Genomic DNA, 21,494 nt, shown 5'->3' with positions numbered 1-21,494 from the left:
CGGCAGAGAGAGCGATAGCAAAGCCGCTGGTGACCGTTCAAGGCGGCAATAAATCAATCCCCGGCAGCATAGCGAACTATGTGACCGGGGAGAATGAAGCCAACCAACGCGGCCAGAGTGACAAAAACGAAGACAGGCTTAGATAAACGCAAATGCATCGCCAAACAGGCGATCTTCACGCGCACCGCGCTCATTACAGAACAGATCGCGGGCGATTTTCGCCATCTCGAAACGGCCTGCAATATAAATGTCGTGCTCGGCCAGCGAACCGAAATCCTGCAACACCGCAGCCAGCACGGTGCCTGAGCGGCCGCGCCAGTCCGCTTCCGGCTGCTCAACGACGGGTACCACACGCAGATTCGGATGATCCACCGACAACGCTTCCAGCTCGCTTAAATCGTAGAGATGCTTCTCTTCGCGACCACCCCAGTAAATCGTGATTTCACGATTCGGATTTTGCGCCAGAGAGGTCAGCAAAATAGAGCGGACATAGGAGAAGCCGGTACCACCAGCAATCAGCACCATCGGACGCTCTTCATCGTCACGCAGCCAGGCATCGCCGTGCGGAATATCGATAACGATTTCCCGGTCTTTCAGAATGCGATCCATCACCGCCATGGCGTAGAGATTCAGCTCAGACGCGCCAATATGCAGTTCGATAAAATCATGCTGATCCGGCGTCGAGGCCATAGAGAACGGGCGCTTGTCTCGCTCATCCATCACCACCATCAGATACTGGCCCGCGCGGAATGAAAAAGCCGCCTCCGGCACTAAACGGACACGATATACGGTATCAGTGATGGCCTCTACCGAGGTCACTTTACAGCTTAAGGTTGTCATGCGCTCTCTCTGTCGGGTCTATTTTCGTCGTTCAGTATGGCCAGTTCATCCCAGATGGCGTCGATTCTTGCCGTCACTTCCGGGTCTTTCTTGATGGGGCGGCCCCATTCACGCTGGGTCTCACCCGGCCATTTATTGGTGGCATCCAGTCCCATTTTGGAGCCCAGTCCGGAAACCGGCGAGGCAAAATCCAGATAATCAATCGGCGTGTTTTCCACCAGAACCGTATCCCTCGCAGGATCCATTCGGGTGGTAATCGCCCAAATAACGTCATTCCAGTCGCGGGCATTCACATCGTCATCGCACACGATCACAAATTTGGTGTACATAAACTGACGCAGGAAAGACCAGACGCCCATCATTACGCGCTTGGCGTGACCGGGATACTGTTTCTTCATGGTGACTACCGCCAGGCGATAAGAGCACCCTTCCGGCGGCAGGTAAAAATCAACGATTTCCGGGAACTGCTTTTGCAGGATCGGCACGAACACTTCGTTTAGCGCCACGCCCAGCACTGCCGGCTCATCTGGCGGACGGCCAGTATAGGTAGAGTGGTAAATCGCATCTTCGCGCTGCGTAATATGAGTAACCGTAAACACCGGGAAATTATCAACTTCATTGTAATAACCGGTGTGATCGCCATACGGCCCTTCCGGCGCCATCTCACCGGGCTCAATATAGCCTTCCAGCACGATTTCTGCACTGGCCGGAACTTCCAGATCGCTTGATACGCACTTCACCACTTCGGTTTTTGTACCGCGCAATAACCCGGCGAAGGCATATTCTGAAAGCGTATCCGGCACTGGCGTTACCGCGCCGAGAATGGTTGCCGGATCGGCACCCAGCGCCACAGCAACCGGGAAACGCTCGCCAGGATGCGCCGCCTGCCACTCCTGAAAATCGAGCGCGCCGCCGCGATGGGAGAGCCAGCGCATGATTAATTTGTTTTTACCGATCAGCTGTTGGCGATAAATACCCAGGTTCTGCCGCTCTTTATGCGGGCCACGCGTCACCGTCAGCCCCCAGGTGATCAGCGGCGCGGCGTCTTCCGGCCAGCACTGCATAATCGGGATGTTGCGCAGATCGACGTCATCACCCTGCATCACTTTTTGCTGGCAAGGGGCTGCGCGCAGGCGTTTTGTCGGCATGTTCAGCACTTGCTTAAATTGCGGCAGTTTATCGAACAGATCGCGGAAACCTTTTGGCGGCTCCGGCTCTTTGAGAAACGCCAGCAATTTGCCCACGTCCCGCAACGCGCTGACATCTTCTTGCCCCATGCCCAGCGCCACGCGGCGCGGCGTGCCAAATAAGTTGCACAACACCGGCATGGTGTAACCTTTGGGATTTTCAAATAACAACGCCGGGCCACCCGCACGCAACGTGCGATCGGCTATTTCCGTCATTTCCAGATAGGGGTCAACCGGAAGAGTGATGCGTTTCAGCTCGCCCTGCTGCTCAAGTAGCGTAAGGAAGTCGCGTAGGTCGTTGTATTTCATGCGGTCTATTATCGCCTCCAGGTAAGGGGCTTATTATACGGTGTTCGTCCGGCGGTTGCTGTATTTTTGTTAAATCTGCGTGAATTACAACGACATCTTTAGGCGCAGGTTATAATCAACTTAGCCATCATGCTGCGGTTTTGATATTCTTGCGCCCGAACTTACGGAAAAGAGTCATTATGCGATCCTGGTATCTACTTTACTGCAAACGTGGCCAGCTCCAGCGCGCCCAGGAACACTTAGAACGCCAGGCGGTCAGCTGTCTGACGCCTATGATTGCGCTGGAAAAAATAGTGCGCGGCAAACGCACAACAGTGAACGAACCTCTTTTCCCGAACTATTTGTTTGTGGAGTTTGATCCTGAGGTGATTCATACCACCACGATCAACGCCACGCGCGGCGTCAGCCATTTCGTCCGCTTTGGCATGCACCCGGCAACCGTTCCGCAATCCGTCATTCAGCAACTTTCGCTTTATCAGCCAGAAGGGATTACCGACCCTGACACGCCTTATCCAGGCGATGATGTGGTGATCACCGAGGGCGCACTTGAAGGGTTGCAGGCAATCTTTAAAGAGCCGGACGGCGAAGCGCGCTCTATGCTCTTACTCCACCTGCTTAACAAGCAGGTACTGCAAAGCGTCAAGAACACCGATTTTCGCAAGGCGTGAGCGGCGCGTTAAAAATCCACGCCGAATAACCGCCGCACGTTCTGATCCGTTACCGAACCCAGCCACTGTGCATCTTCACCACGAAGCTCAGCTACGGCGGCAAGAATATGCCCTAACAGGGCCGGTTCATTACGCCGCGACGCAGGCTTTGGTTTGATATCGCGCGGCAGTAAGTACGGCGCATCGGTTTCAATCAATAGCCGCTCGGCGGGGATCAGTGGAACCACCTCACGTAACTCCAGCCCGCGACGTTCATCGCATACCCAGCCAGTAATGCCTAAGTAGATACCGCGATCGAGACAATCTCGCGCTTCCTGCGCTGAACCGGTGAAACAGTGCAGCACCGCGCCGGGCAACTTATCCAGCCACGGATCCAGCAGCGTCAGAAAGCGCTCATGCGCATCGCGGCAATGCAAAAACACCGGCATGTTGAGCTCGGCGGCCAGCGCCAATTGCGCGTCGAAAGCGTACTCCTGCTCCTGCGGCGTCGAAAAATTGCGGTTGAAATCCAGCCCGCATTCACCCACGGCAACGACTTCCGCTGTAGCAGCCAGCGTGCGGATCGCTTCTGCGGTTTCATCGGCCCAGCAACTGCTGTCATGCGGATGCACGCCGGCAGTGGACCAGCAATGACGATAGCGTTGAGCGAGTTGCTGTGCCTGCTGGCTTTCATGCAGATTGGTTCCGGTAATGAGCATACCTGTCACGCCCGCCGCTTGCGCACGCGCCACGGTGTCATCCCGGTCTTTAGCAAACTGGCTGCTGGTTAAATTCACACCGATATCAAACATACTTTATTCCATACAACAACCGCCCTGACGGGCGGCTGGTAGTTACTCTTCGCTGGTTTCGGTTTCGTTCTCTTCGTCCGGAATACGGCGCTTGCCGACGTAGAAGCGAGCAAAAAAGACGCCGACTTCGAACAGGCAATACATCGGTATTGCCAGTAAGGTCTGCGAGAAGACATCCGGTGGCGTTAGCAACATACCGACAACGAATGCGCCAACCAAAACGTACGGGCGTTTTTGCCGTAGATCGGCTGGTGTGGTCACCCCCATCCAGCACAGCAGTACAATGGCAACCGGCACTTCAAACGAAACGCCAAAAGCCATAAAAAGCGCCATCACGAAGCTAAGGTAACTGGCGATATCGGTGGAAACCTGCACGCCTTCCGGCGCCGTGTGTGTCAGAAAACCGAAGGCCAGCGGGAACACCACGAAATAGGCAAACGCCATGCCGATGTAAAACAGCAGCGAACTGGAAATCAGCAGCGGCACCACCAGACGACGTTCATGCTTGTATAACGCCGGCGCGACAAACGCCCAGACCTGATACAAAATGACCGGCGCAGAAAGGATCAGCGACACCATGAAGGTTAGCTTGATCGGCGTAAAAAAGGGTGAGGCCACGTCGGTGGCGATCATCGTCGCGCCCAATGGCATCTGCTTGATGAGCGGTGCGGAAACCAGTTGATAGATATCATTCGCGAAGTAAACCAGCGCGAGGAAAATCACGATAACGGCGATAATGCAGTTAAGCAGACGCTTACGCAGCTCAATAAGGTGTGCGATCAGCGGTTGGGTATCGTCTACAGCCATGTTCAGGATTTATCACTTGAAGAAGGTGTGGAGTCGGAAACCGGCGAGGCCGCTGGCACCGTAGACGTCACCTGCGGCGCTTTTTTCGTTTCTGCAGCGTCAGGGACTTGCTGCGGCGAACTGGCCTGGTTTTCAGCGGCGGCAGGCGTAACGCCTTCATGCTGCGCTTCGTTATCTTTTACCACCGGGTTATGGATGGTATGTGCTTCATCGCTGGCTTTTTCGGCATCGTTAGCGCTGTAGGAGCGCTTCATCGATTCCGCCGCCTGGCGCAGCTCATCCATCGACTGCTTTAACTCTGGCGTCAGGTTTTCCAGGCTCGCTTTTTCCACCTTTTTCAGGCTGTCCTGGAACTCTTGCAGCTTCAGTTCCTGCGTCAGTTCATTCTGCACTGTCGTGGCCAGCGAGCGCAGCGCGCGGACCCAGCCCGCCACAGTGCGCACAGCCACGGGTAGCCGTTGCGGCCCTAATACCACGAGGCCAATGATGAAAACGAGTAATAGTTCGCCAAAACCTATATCGAACACGAATTACACCTGCTCTTTGTCGTGACGTTTTTCGTCTTTTTTAACGTCGTCGGATGTCTTATTGTCGGAAAGAGACTTTGCCGTAAAATCCGCATCTTGCGCCGATTTATCCTGCTTTTCCTCTTTATCGTCATCGCTCATGGCTTTTTTGAAGCCTTTAATGGATGCACCAAGGTCTGAACCAATCGAGCCGAGCTTTTTAGTGCCAAACAGCAGCACAACGATGACCGCAATAATCAACAACTGCCAAATGCTGATACCACCCATACATAGTCCTCTGTAACAGATGATGTTAAAAACAGGCCCCAGTATACACTTTATCCATTAAGCTGCCTCTTTGTTGGCAGCTTCTGTGCACCAGGCCCACCCGGGCGGCGTTTCGCTTAACGTGTTTTATACCAACCCACACACCAGGTCAGAACGCCACCGACCATTAGCCACCCCGGCGTTAAACCCCACTCTGGGCGGTTAATCAGTAACAGCGTACCGCTCAATAACAGTGTCGCGCCAATACCAAACAGATAGCGTGATTGCCCCTGCCGCACATGGTTTGCCTGTAATTCACTGGCAATCTTATCCACGCTTTGCTGCAAATGCTTGCCTTGCTGCAATCCGTTGTAGATCAGTTCAGGAATTTCCGGCATTTTTTCGATCCAGAAGGGGCCTTTCTCTTTCAGCGCTCTGACCAGCGCCGGAATACCCACCTGATCTTTGATCCACGTTTCCAGGAAAGGTTTCGCGGTTTTCCATAAATCCAGTTGCGGATAGAGCTGACGGCCGACACCTTCGATATAGAGCAATGTTTTCTGCAACAGGACCAGTTGCGGCTGCACTTCCATATTAAAGCGACGTGCCGTATTGAAGAGGTTGAGCAGCACATGCCCAAAGGAGATTTCCGCCAGCGGCTTTTCAAAGATCGGCTCACAGACGGTGCGAATAGCAAACTCGAACTCTTCAACATTGGTATCCGGCGGAACCCAGCCTGAATCCACATGCAGCTCCGCCACTTTGCGATAGTCGCGGTTAAAGAAGGCGATAAAGTTTTCCGCCAGATAACGCTTATCTTCTTTGTTCAGCGAACCGACAATACCGCAGTCAATACCGATATATTGCGGATCTTCCGGGTGATCGTAGCTGACGAAAATATTGCCAGGGTGCATGTCTGCATGGAAAAAGCTGTCGCGGAATACCTGGGTGAAAAAGACCTGCACACCACGTTCGGCCAGCAGTTTCAAATTGGTGCCGTTCTTCTCCAGCGCAGCAACATCGGAAACCGGAATGCCATAAATACGTTCCATCACCAGCATGTTTTGGCTGCAATAATCTGAATAGATTTCCGGCACATACAGCATTGGGCTGTTTTCGAAGTTGCGGCGTAACTGGATCGCGTTAGCGGCTTCACGCAGCAGATCCAGTTCATCAATCAGCGTCTTCTCATATTCGCGCACCACTTCACGCGGGCGCAGGCGGCGACCATCCGGCAACAGGCGAGGAACCCAGCCCGCCAGGCGGTAGATCAGTTTCAGATCCGCTTTGATCACCGGCAGGATGTCCGGGCGGATGACCTTAATCACCACTTCTTTGCCACTCTCTTTCAACCGCGCTGTATGCACCTGCGCAATGGACGCAGAGGCCAGCGGTTCAATGGCAAAGTCATCAAACCAGGTTTCCACCGGCAGATCACCCATCGCTTTTTCAATCTGCTTTTTGGCGAGATGACCATCAAAAGGCGCAACGCGGTCCTGCAACATCGCCAGCTGATCGGCAATCAGCGGCGGGAATAAATCACGGCGAGTAGACAACATTTGCCCGAATTTAATCCATACCGGCCCCAGTTCCTGCAAGGCAAGACGCAGGCGTTCCCCAAGCATTTTTTCTTTGTGCCGGTTTGGCATCCAGAAGAGCGTCCGCCGCCATAACCGCAGCGGCAAGGTGATACGCATTTTGGGAATGAGCTCATCAAGCCCGTAACTTAAAAAGGTTTGGATGATGAAATAGAGGCGCCGTAATTCTCCAGGCGTCATTTGCCCTCCAGTTTATCCAGGCGTTTGGCTAAGGCATCCGCAGCCCTTTCCACAGCAGCCGTTTCTTCAGCAAACCAGGCAACTTCCAGTGCGCCCGGCGCAAGGCGCCACTCTTCCGTTAGCACTTCAGCGACATAGCGTTGCTGGCGTTGAAAACCGTGTTGCAGAAAGCGAGCACCGCCGCGCAGGAATTTACTGATCCCCTCAGCGGCAATATCGCCAGTCCATGGCGCGAGGATCTCGGCAGGATCGAATTCCGCTAAATCCATCAGCGAAACCAGGTTTTGCACCACCTGAATATCGCCCTGCACTTCCAGCTCGCCGCTGCGAATAAGCGCAGTCAGCTGCTGGCGGTCGCGCAGCTTAGGCAGCACCCGCAGTTGCGTAATCACGGAACAGTCAGCTTCCCCTTCCCACTCGCCTAATACATCAATCTGGCGCTCACTGAACACCAGTACAAAGGGGGAAGAGAACTCTTGCAGCACTACGCGCAACACCTTGCCATGCAAACGCTGGCGCGCGGGTTTCAGCGCGCCTTCACGGTATAAAAACGTATTCAATACACGTTCAATTCCGGCGGCAACCATCGGCTTAAAAGGCATACGCACTCCTGTCAGAATTTGTAGCCACGGTGCAGAGCAACGATACCGGCCGTCATGTTGTAGTAATCGACGTTTTCGAAACCGGCGTCCTGCATCATCGCTTTCAGGGTCTCCTGATCGGGATGCATACGGATAGATTCAGCAAGATAGCGATAGCTTTCCGCATCGTTTGCTACCAGTTGACCAATACGCGGCAGAACGTGGAAAGAGTAAGCGTCATAAGCTTTACTCAGCGGTTCAATAATGGGCTTGGAAAATTCGAGTACCAGCAGGCGGCCGCCCGGTTTCAAAACGCGGAACATGGATCGCAGCGCTTTCTCTTTTTCCGTCACATTACGCAAACCAAACGAGATGGTGATGCAGTCGAAAGTATTGTCCGGGAACGGCAAGGCTTCAGCATTTGCCTGCACATATTCTACGTTACCGATCACGCCGAGGTTGCGCAGTTTTTCGCGCCCCATTTTCAGCATCGAATCATTAATATCTGCCAGTACAACCTGGCCGGTTTCGCCCACCAGGCGGGAGAACTTCGCCGTCAGATCGCCCGTACCACCGGCCAGATCGAGAACTTTCTGCCCACGACGCACGCCGCTGCAATCAATGGTAAAGCGCTTCCATAAACGGTGAATGCCCATCGACATCAGATCGTTCATCACGTCATATTTTGACGCGACCGAATGGAAGACATGCGCCACCATGTCGGCTTTGTTTTCTTTGGCGACGGTCTGAAAACCAAAGTGTGTTGTCTCTTTTGAATCTTCCGCCATCTTAGTGCCTGCTATTCAAGAAATTGTTTGTGAAGTGTATCAGATTGGAGACGATTGCCCTACGATTCAACCACCCGAAGAAGCCTTCGAGTCAGGCTCATCGCCCGCGGCCATGCTATCTAATGCATTGTCTTCAAAGCAATCGAGGGAATCGTTTTGCCCGGAACGCAAACGAAACTCTTCGTCCTGATCCTGTGCTTGCGCCGCCAATTCCGGATTAATCTCGCGTTTGATTTCAACACCGAGCCCGCGAAATGCCTCTGCCTGGGCCAGCAAATTGCCGCGCCCGGAACTCAGTTTTTTCATCGCCTGACGGTAATTGTCCTGCGCTTTATCCAGGCTCTGACCAATGGATGACATGTCGTCAACGAACAGGCGCATTTTGTCATACAGGCGGCTCGCCCGCTCCGCGATCTGCTGCGCATTGCGGCTTTGATGTTCATAACGCCACAGGTTGGCAATGGTGCGTAGCGCCACCAGCAGCGTGGTAGGGCTGACCAGCATAATGTTATTTTTCAGCGCTTCGGTGATCAGTTCAGGCTGTCTTTCCAGCGCAATCAAAAAGGCCGGCTCCACCGGAATAAACATCAAGACATAATCCAGGCTGCGCAGCCCCGGCAGTTGCTGATAATCCTTACGACCAAGCAGGCGAATATGGTTTCGTACCGAGGCGATATGTTCTTGTAACGCGCCTTCGCGCGTAAAGTCGTCGTCGGCATTGAAGTAACGTTCGTAGGCGACCAGCGTCATTTTGGCGTCGATCACCACATCTTTGCCCTGCGGCAGACGCACGATCACATCCGGCTGCATCCGCGCGCGATGGTCATTTTCAATACTGACCTGGGTTTCGTATTCATAGCCTTCACGCAGACCAGAGGCTTCCAGTACGCGGGTCAGCACCACTTCGCCCCAATTACCCTGGGTTTTGTTATCGCCTTTCAGCGCACGCGTCAGGTTTATCGCTTCCTGCGCCATCTGGGCATTGAGCTGTTGCAGGTTGCGGATCTCATGCGCCAGCGTATGCCGTTCACGCGCTTCCTGACCAAAGCTCTCCTGCACCTGGCGGCGAAAACCATCAAGCTGTTCGCGCAGCGGCGTTAACAGCCCGTTCAGACTTTGCCGGTTTTGCTCATCGACGCGGCGATTGCTCTGCTCAAAGATGCGGTTAGCGAGATTTTCGAACTGCTCGCTCAAGCGCTGCTCGCTGCTGTGCATCTGGCGCAGCTTCTCTTCGGCATGTAACTGCGTAGATTCAAGCCGGGTCGTTACTTCGCGTAAATCCGCTTCCAGCGAGCTATTGATATGTTGCAGGCTACGCAGCTCGTTATTGAGCAACTCGCACTCTTCGCGCCAGTGTTCGTTTTGGGTTATCTGCTGCCGGGCGGCGCTCAGTTCGCTAAAGACATCACGCTGCTCCGCGAGCAGATCCGCCTGCTGCTGCGCCCCGCGCCAGCTTGCTGCCAGCCAGCCGACCAGTAAACCCGCCAGCGCAACGGCTGCCATGACGATGATTGAAGTGTCCACCACGTCCCCTTAGTGATAACGCATATAGCGGAGGATTGTGCTGTATAAACGTCCAGTTTGGAAGGGGTTTTCCTGCGAAGCAGTACGCAAAAAGAAAAGGCCGAACGCGTCGGCCTTAGCAAATGGGAAGGTGAATTACAGAAGACGACGCGCCGCTTCCACCACGATTTTCACCGCGTGGCTTTCGGTCTGCTTCATGGTTTCCGCATTCGGGATCTCTTGCTGGGTGCGGTTCACAATCACACCGGCAACCATGCCTGCACGCAGCCCCTGGCTTGCACACATGGTCAGCAGCGTGGCGGATTCCATTTCATAGTTCATCACGCCCATGGACTGCCACTCTTCCATGGAACCTTTAAAGCGGTTAACCACGCGGCCAGAGTAAGTGTCGTAACGCTCCTGGCCTGGGTAGAAGGTGTCAGAAGAGGCGGTAACGCCGATGTGTTTCGTCGCGCCAATCGCATCCGCTGCCGCAACCAGCGCAGTAGTGCACTCAAAATCCGCCACCGCCGGGTATTCCATCGGCGCAAAGTGCAGGCTCGCGCCGTCAAGGCGCACGGACGCGGTGGTGATCAGCACGTCGCCAACATTAATGTGCGGCTGAATCGCACCGGTGGTGCCCACGCGCAGGAAAGTGCGGATGCCAAGCTGCGCCAGCTCTTCGACGGCGATAGAGGTTGACGGGCCGCCGATGCCGGTGGAACACACGATAACCGGTTTGCCATCCAGCTCTGCACGCCAGCTGGTGAATTCGCGGTGGGAGGCCAGTTTGACCGGCTTATCCATCAGCGCGGCGATCTTTTCCACACGCTCCGGATCGCCAGGGACGATGGCCAGCGTAGCCCCTTGTAAATCGTTTTTGGTGAGGCCGAGATGAAAAACATCAGACTTGGACATAACAGACTCCTCTGTGGTCGGTTTTATCAGTAGAGGCAAAAAGATACTTTACAGAAGGCACGGACATAATTTCGTGACTGATATCACCATGAATAAAACTGATTGCATTTCATTTCCATAAATTAGTGATTTACATCACATTAACACGACACATCCCACAACTCAGCAGCAAAGATAGTCTACGGCACGGTGATTTGCGCGCGCGGCAGGTCTTCCCGTCTATAGTTATTGAAGCGCTAAAAAAGGTATGGAGAATGCCATGACAACCAACAACACACCAGGCTTTGCACCTGCGGCTTCACCTCTTGCTTCAACCGTTGTTCACACGCCGGAAGACGCCTTAATCGCAGGCGAAACGTCTATTCCGACACAGGGCGAAAATATGCCCGCTTTTCACGCCCGACCGAAAAATGCCGAAGGCCCATTGCCGATTGTCATTGTGGTGCAGGAAATTTTCGGCGTGCATGAGCATATTCGCGATCTGTGCCGCCGTCTGGCACTGGAAGGTTATCTCGCCATCGCGCCGGAGCTCTATTTCCGCCAGGGCGATCCAAATGATTTCGCCGATATTCAAACCCTGCTAAGCGGCCTGGTAAGCAAAGTACCGGACGCGCAAGTGCTTGCCGACCTGGATCATGTCGCCAGTTGGGCAGCGCGCAACGGCGGGAACGCGCATCAGCTGTTAGTAACCGGTTTTTGCTGGGGCGGACGCATCGCCTGGCTGTATGCCGCGCACAATCCGCAGTTGAAAGCCGCCGTCGCCTGGTATGGCAAGCTGGTGGGGGAGAAATCGCTCAATTCTCCGCGTCACCCGGTGGATATCGCCACTGAACTTACCGCGCCAGTGCTCGGTTTATATGGCGCACAGGATACCGGCATTCCGCTGGAGAGCGTGGAAACCATGCGCCAGGCGCTCAGAGCCGCGAACGCCAAAGCTGAAATCATCGTCTACCCCGAAGCGGGTCACGCATTTAATGCGGACTACCGCCCAAGCTATCACGCAGAATCCGCCGCCGATGGCTGGCAGCGGATGCTGGCATGGTTTGCGCAGTACGTTAAAAAGTAAGTTTTTTGCGCCGCCGGTTTCACACCGGACGGCGCGGTAAGGCTTACTGCTGACGCAGGTTCTGCGCGGCTTTCACCATATTTGCCAGCGCGCTACGGGTTTCCGGCCAGCCGCGGGTTTTCAGGCCGCAGTCCGGGTTCACCCACAAGCGTTGTGCGGGGATGCGCTGCGCCGCTTTTTGCAGCAGCGCTTCGATCCACTCAACACTCGGTACGTTTGGCGAGTGAATATCGTACACACCCGGGCCGATTTCGTTCGGGTACTCAAATTCTTCAAACGACTCCAGCAATTCCATATCCGAACGCGAGGTTTCAATGGTAATCACATCGGCATCCAGCGCGGCAATGGAATCCATAATGTCGTTGAACTCGCAGTAACACATATGGGTGTGGATCTGCGTGTCATCTTTCGCTACCGCCGCGTTAATACGGAAAGCTTCCACACCCCACGCCAGATAGGCATCCCAGTCGCTGCGACGCAGCGGCAAGCCTTCACGCAGTGCTGGTTCATCAATCTGGATAATGCCAATCCCCGCCGCTTCCAGATCTGCCACTTCATCACGCAATGCCAGCGCGATTTGTTTGGCGATGGTTTCGCGGCTCACATCTTCACGCGGGAATGACCAGCAAAGAATGGTCACCGGGCCGGTCAGCATGCCTTTCACCGGTTTGTCAGTCAGCGACTGCGCGTACTTCGCCCACTCCACGGTAATCGCTTCCGGGCGACTAACGTCGCCGATAACCACCGGCGGTTTCACGCAGCGGGAGCCGTAGCTCTGCACCCAGCCGTTTTGCGTAAAGACGAAGCCGTCGAGGTTTTCACCAAAGTACTCCACCATGTCATTACGTTCGGCTTCGCCATGCACCAGCACGTCTAAGCCCAGACGTTCCTGCTCGGCAATCGCCTGTTTGATATGTTCAGCGATACCGGTGCGGTAGTTGCCCGCGTCGAGATGGCCTTTTTTGAAATCCAGGCGCAGGCCGCGAATTTCCGTGGTCTGCGGGAAGGAACCGATAGTGGTGGTCGGCCAGGCGGGCAGATTAAAGCGCTTGCGCTGGGCTTTTGCGCGCTCGGCGTATGGGCTGTTGCGCTGGCTGTCCTGCGCGGTGATCGCCGCCAGACGCTGCGCTACCGCCGTGTTGTGAACACGCGTAGAGTGGCGACGCGCCTGAATCGGAGCGCTCCATTCCGCCAGTTTTTCCGTATTACCGCTGTTCAGCGCATCGCGCAGCAGCGCCAGTTCCTGGCATTTTTGTAGTGCGAAGGCGAACCAGCTCTTCACTTCCGCATCCAGTCGCGTTTCAACACTCAGATCAATCGGGCTGTGCAGTAAAGAACAAGAAGAGGCAACCCACAACGGACGTTGACCAACCACCTCTTTGATTTGCGCATATTTCTCGGTGAGATCGGCACGCCAGACGTTACGGCCATTCACCAGACCGGCAGAGAGCAACCAGTCGGCAGGCAGACGCGAGTGCAACTCGGCCACGTTGTCCTTGCCGTGTACCAAATCAACGTGCAGCCCCTGAACCGGCAGCGCGGTGATCACATCAAGGTTCGGCGTCACCCCTTCAAAATAGGTGGTTAGCAGCAATTTCAGTTGGCCGGAAAGCGCGTCGTAAGCCGGTTTAAACGCATCCAGCCAGGCTTGCGGCAGCTCCAGCACCAGCGCCGGTTCGTCGATTTGCACCCACTCGATACCGCGTTTTGCCAGCTCGCCCAGCACCTGCTGGTAAACCGGCAGGATGTCGTTTAGCAGGCTTAAACGATCAAACTGTTCCCCTTTCACTTTACCCAGCCACAGGTAAGTGACCGGGCCCAGCAGCACAGGTTTCACCTTGTGGCCGAGCGCCAGCGCTTCGTCTACTTCGTCCAGCAACTGGGTCCAGGTGAGTTTGAACTGCTGGCCTTTGCTGAACTCCGGCACCATGTAGTGGTAGTTGGTGTTGAACCATTTGGTCATTTCCGCCGCTGCCGCCGGTTCGCCGGTTGGCGCGCGGCCACGACCAATGCGGAACAGGGTGTCGATATCCACGGAGCCGTCGTTGTTCTGATGACGAGCCGGCACATTGCCCAGCAGCAGGCTGGTGGTCAGAACATGGTCGTACCAGGCGAAATCGCCCACCGGAAGCAGATCTATTCCTGCCGCTTTTTGCTGCTCCCAGTGGCGGGCGCGTAGCTCGCGTCCTACCGCCAGCAGCTCTTCACGGGTGGCGTTACCCGCCCAGTAGCTCTCTTGCGCTTTTTTCAACTCGCGACGCAGGCCAACGCGAGGGAAACCGAGGGTGTGATTAAGAATTGTCATTTTGAGCCTCTTCAATTGGGTTAATCCAAAGGATTTCGGATTAAGGGAAGGCGGCAAGTTCATGAATCCCCAGGAGCTTACTGAAGTAAGTGACTGGGGTGAATGAGCGCAGCCAACGCACCATTAATTCGAAAGACGCAGGATTTTTAGACGTCCAGATGTTTACACATCCATATTGTGTAGGTACTGTATATTCCTCAAGCGCAAAATGTTCATGCCGGAGTGAAGGACTTTCATGATCGAAATTAAACACCTGAAAACGCTACAGGCGTTACGAAACAGCGGGTCGCTGGCGGCGGCGGCGGCAACGCTGCATCAAACGCAGTCCGCGCTTTCCCACCAGTTCAGCGATCTGGAACAGCGCCTTGGCTTCCGTCTTTTTGTGCGCAAAAGCCAGCCGCTGCGCTTTACGCCGCAGGGTGAAATTCTGCTGCAACTGGCGAATCAGGTGCTGCCGCAGATTAGCCGCGCGCTGCAGGCCTGCAATGAGCCGCAGCAAGCCACGCTGCGCATCGCTATTGAGTGTCATAGCTGTATTCAGTGGCTGACGCCTGCGCTTGAGAACTTCCGCCAGAACTGGCCGCAAGTGGAGATGGATTTCAAATCCGGCGTCACGTTTGATCCGCAACCTGCGCTGCAACAGGGCGAGCTGGATCTGGTGATGACCTCCGACATTCTGCCGCGCAGCGGTCTGCACTATTCACCGATGTTTGATTTTGAGGTGCGGCTGGTGCTGGCGCCGGATCATCCGCTGGCGGCGAAAGCGCGGATCACGCCGGACGATATCGCCAGCGAAACGCTGCTGATCTACCCGGTGCAGCGCAGTCGCCTGGATATCTGGCGTCACTTCCTGCAACCGGCGGGCGTGAGTCCGTCGCTGAAAAGTGTGGATAACACGCTGCTGCTGATTCAAATGGTTGCCGCGCGGATGGGCATTGCGGCACTGCCGCACTGGGTGGTGGAGAGTTTTGAGCGCCAGGGCCTGGTGGTAACCAAAACCCTGGGCGAAGGATTGTGGAGCCGGCTGTACGCCGCCGTGCGCGACGGCGAGCAGCGTCAGCCGGTAACGGAAGCGTTTATTCGCTCAGCGCGGAACCACGCTTGCGACCATCTGCCGTTTGTGCGGAGCGCGGAGCGACCCAACGGCGATGCACCCACAGCGAGGCCATTATCACCGCACCACCAATAATAAAGCTCGGCCAGTGCGGCTGTTCCTGCCAAATCGCGAGGTTAACCAGTAACCCGGCGGGAACGTGCACATTGTTCATGATGCCGAGCGTCCCGGCGTCCACCTGCGTGGCGCCGTAGTTCCACATAAAATAACCCAGCCCGGATGCCACCACACCCAGCCACACCAGCACGCTCCACTGTAGAGTCGTGGTCGGCAGCTTCTGCGGGTTACCCATCACAAACCACGCCACAACGGCGACCACCAATGCGCCAAGATAAAACCAGGCGAACGCGTTGTGTTGCGGCATCGGGCGCGTCTCCATCAGGCGTTTATAGCCGACCATACCGATAGCAAAGCTGATATTCGCCAGTTGCACCAGAATCAGGCCAATCCAGAAGTGATCGCTCACTTTGTCGTAGCGAATAATCGCCGCGCCAATCACCGCCAGCCCGGCGCTCAGCGCGTAGCTCCAGCGCAGCCCGCGCTTGCTGAGCAGATCGTAAATCAGGGTGACATACAGCGGTGTGAAAACGGTAAACAGCAGGAATTCCGACACCGTCAGGTAGAGATACGCCTGGAAGCTGAACAGATACATAATGCCCAGTTGCAGCGCGCCCACCAGCATGTACAGGCCAATGGTCTTGAGGTTATGCCCACGCGTGCGCAGAAAAGGTAAAAAGACCAGCGCCGCCAGCCCAACGCGCATCAGCACGGAGAAGTAGCTGTCGACATGGCCCGCAAGGTATTCGCCAATCAGGCTAAAAGAGAAAGCCCACAAAATAGTGGTGATGATAAGTAACGCCACAATGAATGTCTCTCCGATGAGTGGACAGGCATTGTAGCGAACTCAGTTGCGCAAGGTTTGAGTATTTAGTTGACGAGTGGTTAATTTAAAATCACTCGTCAATCTTATTCGAGAAACAGCTTACGCAGGTAATGCGGTACGGCGTTATCGGCGTTGGTGCCAATCACTTCCAGCTCCGGGTGCAGTTCTTTCAGACGCTGGTGAGCGTTGCCCATAATGCAACCTTTACCCGCCATCGACAGCATCTCCGCGTCGTTCATGCCGTCACCAAAGGCGATGCACTCTTTCAGGCTATAACCCAGCGCGCCCGCGACCGCTTCCAGCGCATGCCCTTTCGACACGCCGCCCGCCATCACTTCCAGGCAGGTTAAAGTCGAGAAACTGACGTTCACGCGATCGCCCCAGCGAGCGTTGATGGCCTGCTCCAGCGGCAGCAGTTTTTCATGGCTTTCGCAGCTGAAGAAGACTTTGCTGATCCCTTCCGGCTCAAGCAAACCCGGTTCATACAGCGAATACTGGAACACCGCTTCTTTAAAAAAACGCATCTCATCCGGGCGGTGGCGGTTCATGAACCACTCATCGTTGCGGTAGACGTTGGTAATGATATCCGGCTCGTTATGCACCACGCCGAAAAGATCGGTGGCGATATCGCGATCCAGGTTATGGGTGAACACCAGATTGCCATCGGTGTCGTGTACCCGCGCACCGTTGGAGGTGATCATGTAGGCTTTAATGCCCAGATTGTCACGGATTTGCCCGACATCCACATGGTGGCGGCCGGTGGCGAAGACGAAGTTGACGCCGCGCGCGGTAAGCAGTTTTAACGTTTCTTTGGCAAAGGACGACAGTGTGTGGTCGGGGGAGAGCAATGTGCCATCTAAATCAGATGCAACAACCTGGTACATAAGAAAATTTAACCTCAATAATTCATCAGTTATGCCGATCGAAGAATTCGACAATGGCGTTGAGCGCGACCGAGCGCATAGCGTCCTTTTCAAAAAGGATCTCATGGTACGCGCCTTGTATGACCAGCGGTTTCCCCCCTTCACAAGGGTGGCCCGCTGCGGCGCGTCGTTCACAGAAGCGTTGATGCATGCGGTTATCGACCACGTGCTCCTCTTCTGCCTGAATAATCAATGTCGGCGTGGCGTCTTTTTCCGCCCCCGCCAGCGCGTGTTCGCCAGCAAGGATCCCTTCACGGACCCAGTGCCAGGTGGGTCCGCCAACGCGAAGCTGCGGTTCATCGGCATAAAAACGCAAATTACGGCGATAGCGCTCGCGGCTGTGGGTTAACACGTTTATCGCGAACGGCAACGGGCGCCAGCTCCCGGTGCCAATGGCATAACCGTCACGAAGACTCGGGTAGCTTTCGGCCCAGTCCAGCAACGGACGCACCATCCATTCCGGCAGGCGAATGATAATGCCAAACATGGGCGCACACAGGGCAATCGCGTCGCAGGCCTGCGGATAGCGCTGCAAGAACAAAGTGGAAATCGCGCCGCCCATCGAATGAGCAAGAATATAGCGTTTGCGCCACGGCCCGCTGGCCACTTCCTGATCCCAGAATGCCGCCAGATCGTCAACATAATCACTGAAATTGACCACATGACCACGATGCGTGTCCGGCAACATGCGCCCGGAACGCCCCTGGCCGCGATGATCGATAATGAGCACGTCATAACCGAGGTGGAACAGGTCATACGCCAGCTCTGCGTATTTTACGTAGCTTTCAATGCGGCCGGGGCAAATCACAATCACGCGATCGTTACTTTGCGCGCGAAAACGGACAAAACTGACCGGCACATTGTCCACGCCGGTAAAGACCGCTTCTTCCCGTGAACGCCAGAAATCCATCAGCGGTCCCATGGTAAAAGCCGCGAACGCTTTTTCTCTGGTTTCCCATGCCATTTTTTGCCGAAACATTGGGATTTCGCCCCTTTTAGCCATGTAAAATCGTTTTTTTGTGACCAATAGCAAATTCCACTGACAATAGCGTATTGTGGCATAAAAACAGACATCCAGGGAGATTCTCATGACCTTCGAATGGTGGTTCGCTTACCTGCTGACATCCTTAATTCTGAGCCTTTCCCCCGGCTCCGGCGCGATTAACACCATGTCCACCTCCATCAGCCACGGTTATCGCGGCGCGGCAGCGTCCATTGCCGGGCTACAAACCGGCTTAGGCATTCACATCGTGCTGGTTGGTGTCGGTTTGGGCACGTTATTTTCGCGTTCGGTACTGGCCTTTGAAGTGCTGAAATGGGCAGGCGCGGCTTACCTGATTTGGCTTGGCATCCAGCAGTGGCGGGCCGCAGGCGCTATCGATCTCAATACGCTGGCAAAAACCCAATCGCGCGGGCGTTTGTTTAAACGCGCCGTCTTCGTCAACCTGACCAACCCGAAGAGCATTGTGTTTCTCGCCGCCCTCTTCCCGCAGTTTATCGTGCCGCATCAACCGCAAGTGATGCAGTACGTGGTGCTCGGCGTAACCACTATTGTGGTGGATATCATTGTGATGATTGGCTACGCCACGCTGGCGCAGCGCATTGCGACATGGATTAAAGGCCCGCATCAGATGAAAGCGCTGAACAAAGTGTTTGGTTCGTTGTTTATGCTGGTTGGCGCGCTGCTGGCATCGGCAAGACACGCCTGAGAAGAGAGCCGGATAGCGGCATCCGGCTTTTATCGCTTAGCGAGAAATAATCAGGTGAATACCAAAACCGGCGAACAGCGCGCCAGCAAAACCATCAATCCACTTCGCCAGACGCTGATAACCCCGGCGGATTTGCGGTAAGGCAAACAGGCTCGCGACCACGGTAAACCAGGCGAACGTTTCCACCGCAATCAGCATAAAAATTCCCCAGCGCGCGCCAGCGCTCACGCTATCGCCAACAAACAGCGAGAAAACAGAACCGAAGTAGATAATCGCTTTCGGGTTGGCGAGATTAGTCAGTAACCCTTTGATAAAGCTGCGCCCGCTGGCGGCCAGCTCAACCTGCGGCGCGTCGCCGTTTTGCGGATCTTTTTTCAGCGCACCGCGCAGCATCTGGTAACCCATCCAGCATAAATAGAGACCACCGCCGACCATAATGATGTTATGCAGCCACGCCATTTTCGCGAGGATCAGGTTCAGGCCGAGCAGCGCCACGCCTGCCCAAATCATGACACCCGTGGTGATACCGAGCACGCCCATCATCGCTTCTTTGCGCGAGCGGCTGACAGCGGTTTGTGAAACGAAGAAGAAATCGGGGCCGGGGCTCATCAGTGCGACGATATGCACCAGCGCCACGGTGAGAAATAACATCAACATAGATAACTCGCGGGAAAATAGTTCAGGGGGAAACCATCCTCCCATTTTTTTCGCAGGCTGACTACTCTTCTTCGCCGTCGACATGCGCGCGGATCAGCGCCATAAACTCCTGGCCGAAGCGCTCAAGTTTGCGCGTCCCCACACCGTTGACGCTGAGCATTTCGCCGGGAGAGAGCGGCATCTGTTCGGCCATTTCAATCAGCGTCGCATCGTTAAACACCACGTAAGGCGGAATATTCTCTTCATCGGCAATCGCTTTACGCAACTTGCGCAGCTTGGCGAACAGCTTGCGGTCGTAATTGCCGACCGCCGCTTTCTGCATCACTTTCGGTTTCAGCGCCACCATACGCGGCACCGCCAGCATCAGCGGGACTTCACCGCGCAGTAGCGGGCGCGCCGCTTCGGTGAGCTGCAACGCCGAGTGCTGAGCAATGTTTTGCGTGGCGAAACCTAAGTGAATCAACTGGCGGATCACGCTTACCCAATGTTCGTGGCTTTGCTCGCGACCAATGCCATATACCGGTAATTTGTCGTGGCCAAACTCGCGGATACGCTGGTTGTTCGCCCCGCGCAGCACTTCCACCACATAGCCCATACCGAAACGCTGATTGACGCGGTAGATAGCCGACAACGCTTTTTGCGCGTCCTGCAAACCATCGTACTGGCGCGGCGGATCGAGGCAAATATCGCAGTTACCGCAGGGCTCCTGGCGACCTTCGCCAAAGTAGTTCAGCAGCACCAGACGGCGGCAGGTTTGCGCTTCGGCAAACGCGCCCATCGCATTGAGCTTGTGCCGCTCGATATCCTGCAGCGGCCCGGCGGGCTTCTCTTCCAGGCAGCGGCGCAGCCACGCCATATCCGCCGGATCGTAAAACAGCATCGCTTCCGCAGGCAGGCCGTCACGCCCGGCGCGACCAGTCTCCTGATAATACGATTCGATATTGCGCGGAATGTCGAAATGCACCACGAAACGCACGTTAGGCTTGTTGATGCCCATACCAAACGCCACCGTCGCCACGACAATTTGGAGATCGTCGCGCTGGAACTGTTCCTGCACCCGCGCCCGCACCTCATTTTCCAGCCCGGCATGGTAGGCCGCCGCGCTAAAACCGCGGCTTTGCAAACGGGCGGCGGTGTCTTCCACTTTCGCCCGACTGTTGCAATAGACGATGCCGCACTTGCCGCGCTGCTCCTGCACATAACGCAGGAGCTGATCGAGCGGCTTAAATTTTTCCATCAGCATGTAGCGGATGTTCGGGCGGTCGAAGCTGCTGACCTGAATCAGCGGATCGTTAAGCCCCAGCAAACGTTCGATGTCGCGGCGGGTGGTGTCATCAGCGGTGGCGGTCAGCGCCATAAACGGCACGGAAGGCAGCATCTGGCGCAACTGGCCCAGCGCGGCGTATTCCGGACGGAAATCATGACCCCACTGAGAAATACAGTGCGCTTCGTCCACGGCTAACAACACCGGATTCCACAGGCGCAGTTGATCGAGGAAGTTGTCGAGCATCAGGCGCTCGGGGGCGATATAGAGCAACCGAATCTGGCCGTTGCGACAGCCGTTGATCACCTCAAACTGCTGTTCGCGGCTCTGGGTAGAGTTCAGGCACGCCGCTGCGACACCGTTTGCCAGCAGTTGGTCGACCTGATCTTTCATCAGCGAAATGAGCGGTGAAACCACCACCGTCAGGCCATCTAATACCAGCGCCGGAATTTGGTAGCACAGGGATTTCCCGCCGCCGGTTGGCATCACCACCAGACAGTCGCGGCCACTGAGCACGGTGTCGATAATGTCCTGCTGGCCCGGGCGGAATTGCTGGTAGCCGAAGGTCTCTTGCAGAACCTGTTTCGCCAGCGATTCCTGATTCAATACTTCCGCCTGTGCCACTCTGAC

Annotated in this window: 21 protein-coding genes; 4 read left to right on the top strand and 17 right to left on the bottom strand. The window is 55.4% G+C overall.

Going from position 1 to position 21,494, the window contains the following annotated elements:
* Nucleotides 1-138: 138 nt before the first annotated feature.
* Nucleotides 139-840, bottom strand: a complete 702-nt coding sequence (fre, locus tag BN2591_RS01605; RefSeq protein WP_086868513.1) for an NAD(P)H-flavin reductase — start codon at nucleotides 838-840, stop codon at nucleotides 139-141.
* Entirely contained in the window at nucleotides 837-2,345 is a 1,509-nt protein-coding gene (ubiD, locus tag BN2591_RS01600) for a 4-hydroxy-3-polyprenylbenzoate decarboxylase (protein ID WP_162494937.1), read from the bottom strand. Before ubiD ends, fre begins: the two co-directional genes overlap by 4 nt.
* A gap of 170 nt (nucleotides 2,346-2,515) precedes the next feature.
* Here ubiD and rfaH point away from each other — a divergent pair, with 170 nt between their 5' ends.
* The gene (gene rfaH / locus BN2591_RS01595) at nucleotides 2,516-3,004 is read left to right on the top strand and encodes a transcription/translation regulatory transformer protein RfaH (protein ID WP_086868509.1); all 489 of its coding nucleotides are present in this window, start codon (nucleotides 2,516-2,518) and stop codon (nucleotides 3,002-3,004) included.
* A gap of 8 nt (nucleotides 3,005-3,012) precedes the next feature.
* On the opposite strand, the gene tatD is transcribed toward rfaH, so the two are convergent.
* From tatD to udp, 9 genes are all read right to left on the bottom strand, one after another.
* A complete protein-coding gene (gene tatD / locus BN2591_RS01590) occupies nucleotides 3,013-3,795 on the bottom strand; it encodes a 3'-5' ssDNA/RNA exonuclease TatD (RefSeq protein WP_086868507.1) in 783 nt (260 codons plus the stop codon).
* Between the two features lie 42 nt (nucleotides 3,796-3,837).
* On the bottom strand, nucleotides 3,838-4,602 hold the full coding sequence (gene tatC / locus BN2591_RS01585) for a Sec-independent protein translocase subunit TatC (protein WP_065369802.1): 765 nt from the start codon (nucleotides 4,600-4,602) through the stop codon (nucleotides 3,838-3,840).
* Nucleotides 4,603-4,604: 2 nt separating this feature from the next.
* Nucleotides 4,605-5,129: a Sec-independent protein translocase protein TatB gene (gene tatB, locus BN2591_RS01580; RefSeq protein WP_086868505.1), complete on the bottom strand. Its 525-nt coding sequence runs from the start codon at nucleotides 5,127-5,129 to the stop codon at nucleotides 4,605-4,607.
* 3 nt (nucleotides 5,130-5,132) lie between these two features.
* Nucleotides 5,133-5,396, bottom strand: a complete 264-nt coding sequence (gene tatA, locus BN2591_RS01575; RefSeq protein WP_086868503.1) for a Sec-independent protein translocase subunit TatA — start codon at nucleotides 5,394-5,396, stop codon at nucleotides 5,133-5,135.
* A 116-nt stretch (nucleotides 5,397-5,512) separates the two neighbouring features.
* The gene (gene ubiB / locus BN2591_RS01570; protein ID WP_086868501.1) at nucleotides 5,513-7,153 is read right to left on the bottom strand and encodes a ubiquinone biosynthesis regulatory protein kinase UbiB; all 1,641 of its coding nucleotides are present in this window, start codon (nucleotides 7,151-7,153) and stop codon (nucleotides 5,513-5,515) included.
* Nucleotides 7,150-7,755 (bottom strand): ubiquinone biosynthesis protein UbiJ, encoded by a 606-nt coding sequence (gene ubiJ, locus BN2591_RS01565; protein ID WP_020456039.1) that lies wholly within the window; start codon nucleotides 7,753-7,755, stop codon nucleotides 7,150-7,152. Before ubiJ ends, ubiB begins: the two co-directional genes overlap by 4 nt.
* A gap of 11 nt (nucleotides 7,756-7,766) precedes the next feature.
* On the bottom strand, nucleotides 7,767-8,522 hold the full coding sequence (gene ubiE / locus BN2591_RS01560; protein WP_017459754.1) for a bifunctional demethylmenaquinone methyltransferase/2-methoxy-6-polyprenyl-1,4-benzoquinol methylase UbiE: 756 nt from the start codon (nucleotides 8,520-8,522) through the stop codon (nucleotides 7,767-7,769).
* Nucleotides 8,523-8,588: 66 nt separating this feature from the next.
* Nucleotides 8,589-10,046, bottom strand: coding sequence for a DNA recombination protein RmuC (gene rmuC / locus BN2591_RS01555; protein ID WP_086868499.1), 1,458 nt, complete (start codon nucleotides 10,044-10,046; stop codon nucleotides 8,589-8,591).
* 135 nt (nucleotides 10,047-10,181) lie between these two features.
* Nucleotides 10,182-10,943 (bottom strand): uridine phosphorylase, encoded by a 762-nt coding sequence (gene udp, locus BN2591_RS01550; RefSeq protein WP_086868497.1) that lies wholly within the window; start codon nucleotides 10,941-10,943, stop codon nucleotides 10,182-10,184.
* A 259-nt stretch (nucleotides 10,944-11,202) separates the two neighbouring features.
* Between udp and BN2591_RS01545 the strand changes: the two genes are divergently transcribed.
* Nucleotides 11,203-12,009: a dienelactone hydrolase family protein gene (locus tag BN2591_RS01545; RefSeq protein WP_086868495.1), complete on the top strand. Its 807-nt coding sequence runs from the start codon at nucleotides 11,203-11,205 to the stop codon at nucleotides 12,007-12,009.
* 43 nt (nucleotides 12,010-12,052) lie between these two features.
* Here the strand turns inward: BN2591_RS01545 and metE are convergent, their stop codons facing one another.
* Entirely contained in the window at nucleotides 12,053-14,314 is a 2,262-nt protein-coding gene (metE, locus tag BN2591_RS01540) for a 5-methyltetrahydropteroyltriglutamate--homocysteine S-methyltransferase (RefSeq protein WP_086868493.1), read from the bottom strand.
* Between the two features lie 235 nt (nucleotides 14,315-14,549).
* Here metE and metR point away from each other — a divergent pair, with 235 nt between their 5' ends.
* Entirely contained in the window at nucleotides 14,550-15,503 is a 954-nt protein-coding gene (metR, locus tag BN2591_RS01530; protein WP_017459749.1) for an HTH-type transcriptional regulator MetR, read from the top strand.
* On the opposite strand, the gene BN2591_RS01525 is transcribed toward metR, so the two are convergent.
* From BN2591_RS01525 to pldB, 3 genes are all read right to left on the bottom strand, one after another.
* On the bottom strand, nucleotides 15,391-16,290 hold the full coding sequence (locus tag BN2591_RS01525) for a carboxylate/amino acid/amine transporter (protein ID WP_086868489.1): 900 nt from the start codon (nucleotides 16,288-16,290) through the stop codon (nucleotides 15,391-15,393). The genes metR and BN2591_RS01525 overlap by 113 nt on opposite strands.
* A 104-nt stretch (nucleotides 16,291-16,394) precedes the next feature.
* The gene (gene yigL, locus BN2591_RS01520) at nucleotides 16,395-17,195 is read right to left on the bottom strand and encodes a sugar/pyridoxal phosphate phosphatase YigL (protein WP_086868487.1); all 801 of its coding nucleotides are present in this window, start codon (nucleotides 17,193-17,195) and stop codon (nucleotides 16,395-16,397) included.
* Nucleotides 17,196-17,220: 25 nt separating this feature from the next.
* Entirely contained in the window at nucleotides 17,221-18,213 is a 993-nt protein-coding gene (gene pldB, locus BN2591_RS01515; protein WP_086868485.1) for a lysophospholipase L2, read from the bottom strand.
* Between the two features lie 109 nt (nucleotides 18,214-18,322).
* On the opposite strand from pldB, the gene rhtB reads away from it, so the two are divergent.
* Nucleotides 18,323-18,943: a homoserine/homoserine lactone efflux protein gene (rhtB, locus tag BN2591_RS01510; protein WP_086868483.1), complete on the top strand. Its 621-nt coding sequence runs from the start codon at nucleotides 18,323-18,325 to the stop codon at nucleotides 18,941-18,943.
* A 36-nt stretch (nucleotides 18,944-18,979) separates the two neighbouring features.
* Here the strand turns inward: rhtB and rhtC are convergent, their stop codons facing one another.
* Together rhtC and recQ are read right to left on the bottom strand one after the other, a co-directional pair.
* The gene (gene rhtC / locus BN2591_RS01505) at nucleotides 18,980-19,600 is read right to left on the bottom strand and encodes a threonine export protein RhtC (RefSeq protein ID WP_086868481.1); all 621 of its coding nucleotides are present in this window, start codon (nucleotides 19,598-19,600) and stop codon (nucleotides 18,980-18,982) included.
* A 61-nt stretch (nucleotides 19,601-19,661) separates the two neighbouring features.
* Nucleotides 19,662-21,488, bottom strand: coding sequence for an ATP-dependent DNA helicase RecQ (gene recQ, locus BN2591_RS01500; protein WP_086868479.1), 1,827 nt, complete (start codon nucleotides 21,486-21,488; stop codon nucleotides 19,662-19,664).
* Nucleotides 21,489-21,494 lie beyond the last annotated feature (6 nt).

The sequence above is a fragment of the Kosakonia pseudosacchari genome (genome assembly GCF_900184035.1).
GTDB lineage: Bacteria > Pseudomonadota > Gammaproteobacteria > Enterobacterales > Enterobacteriaceae > Kosakonia > Kosakonia pseudosacchari.
The sequence above is the reverse complement of the archived record's forward strand: the minus strand, read 5'-3'. Positions and strand labels throughout refer to the sequence as shown.

Coding starts and splice junctions, on each gene's coding strand:
- fre (WP_086868513.1), bottom strand. CDS start 840: ATGACAACCTTAAGCTGTAAAGTGACCTCGGTAGAGGCCATCACTGAT.
- rfaH (WP_086868509.1), top strand. CDS start 2,516: ATGCGATCCTGGTATCTACTTTACTGCAAACGTGGCCAGCTCCAGCGC.
- tatD (WP_086868507.1), bottom strand. CDS start 3,795: ATGTTTGATATCGGTGTGAATTTAACCAGCAGCCAGTTTGCTAAAGAC.
- tatC (WP_065369802.1), bottom strand. CDS start 4,602: ATGGCTGTAGACGATACCCAACCGCTGATCGCACACCTTATTGAGCTG.
- tatA (WP_086868503.1), bottom strand. CDS start 5,396: ATGGGTGGTATCAGCATTTGGCAGTTGTTGATTATTGCGGTCATCGTT.
- ubiB (WP_086868501.1), bottom strand. CDS start 7,153: ATGACGCCTGGAGAATTACGGCGCCTCTATTTCATCATCCAAACCTTT.
- ubiJ (WP_020456039.1), bottom strand. CDS start 7,755: ATGCCTTTTAAGCCGATGGTTGCCGCCGGAATTGAACGTGTATTGAAT.
- ubiE (WP_017459754.1), bottom strand. CDS start 8,522: ATGGCGGAAGATTCAAAAGAGACAACACACTTTGGTTTTCAGACCGTC.
- udp (WP_086868497.1), bottom strand. CDS start 10,943: ATGTCCAAGTCTGATGTTTTTCATCTCGGCCTCACCAAAAACGATTTA.
- BN2591_RS01545 (WP_086868495.1), top strand. CDS start 11,203: ATGACAACCAACAACACACCAGGCTTTGCACCTGCGGCTTCACCTCTT.
- metE (WP_086868493.1), bottom strand. CDS start 14,314: ATGACAATTCTTAATCACACCCTCGGTTTCCCTCGCGTTGGCCTGCGT.
- metR (WP_017459749.1), top strand. CDS start 14,550: ATGATCGAAATTAAACACCTGAAAACGCTACAGGCGTTACGAAACAGC.
- yigL (WP_086868487.1), bottom strand. CDS start 17,195: ATGTACCAGGTTGTTGCATCTGATTTAGATGGCACATTGCTCTCCCCC.
- pldB (WP_086868485.1), bottom strand. CDS start 18,213: ATGTTTCGGCAAAAAATGGCATGGGAAACCAGAGAAAAAGCGTTCGCG.
- rhtB (WP_086868483.1), top strand. CDS start 18,323: ATGACCTTCGAATGGTGGTTCGCTTACCTGCTGACATCCTTAATTCTG.
- rhtC (WP_086868481.1), bottom strand. CDS start 19,600: ATGTTGATGTTATTTCTCACCGTGGCGCTGGTGCATATCGTCGCACTG.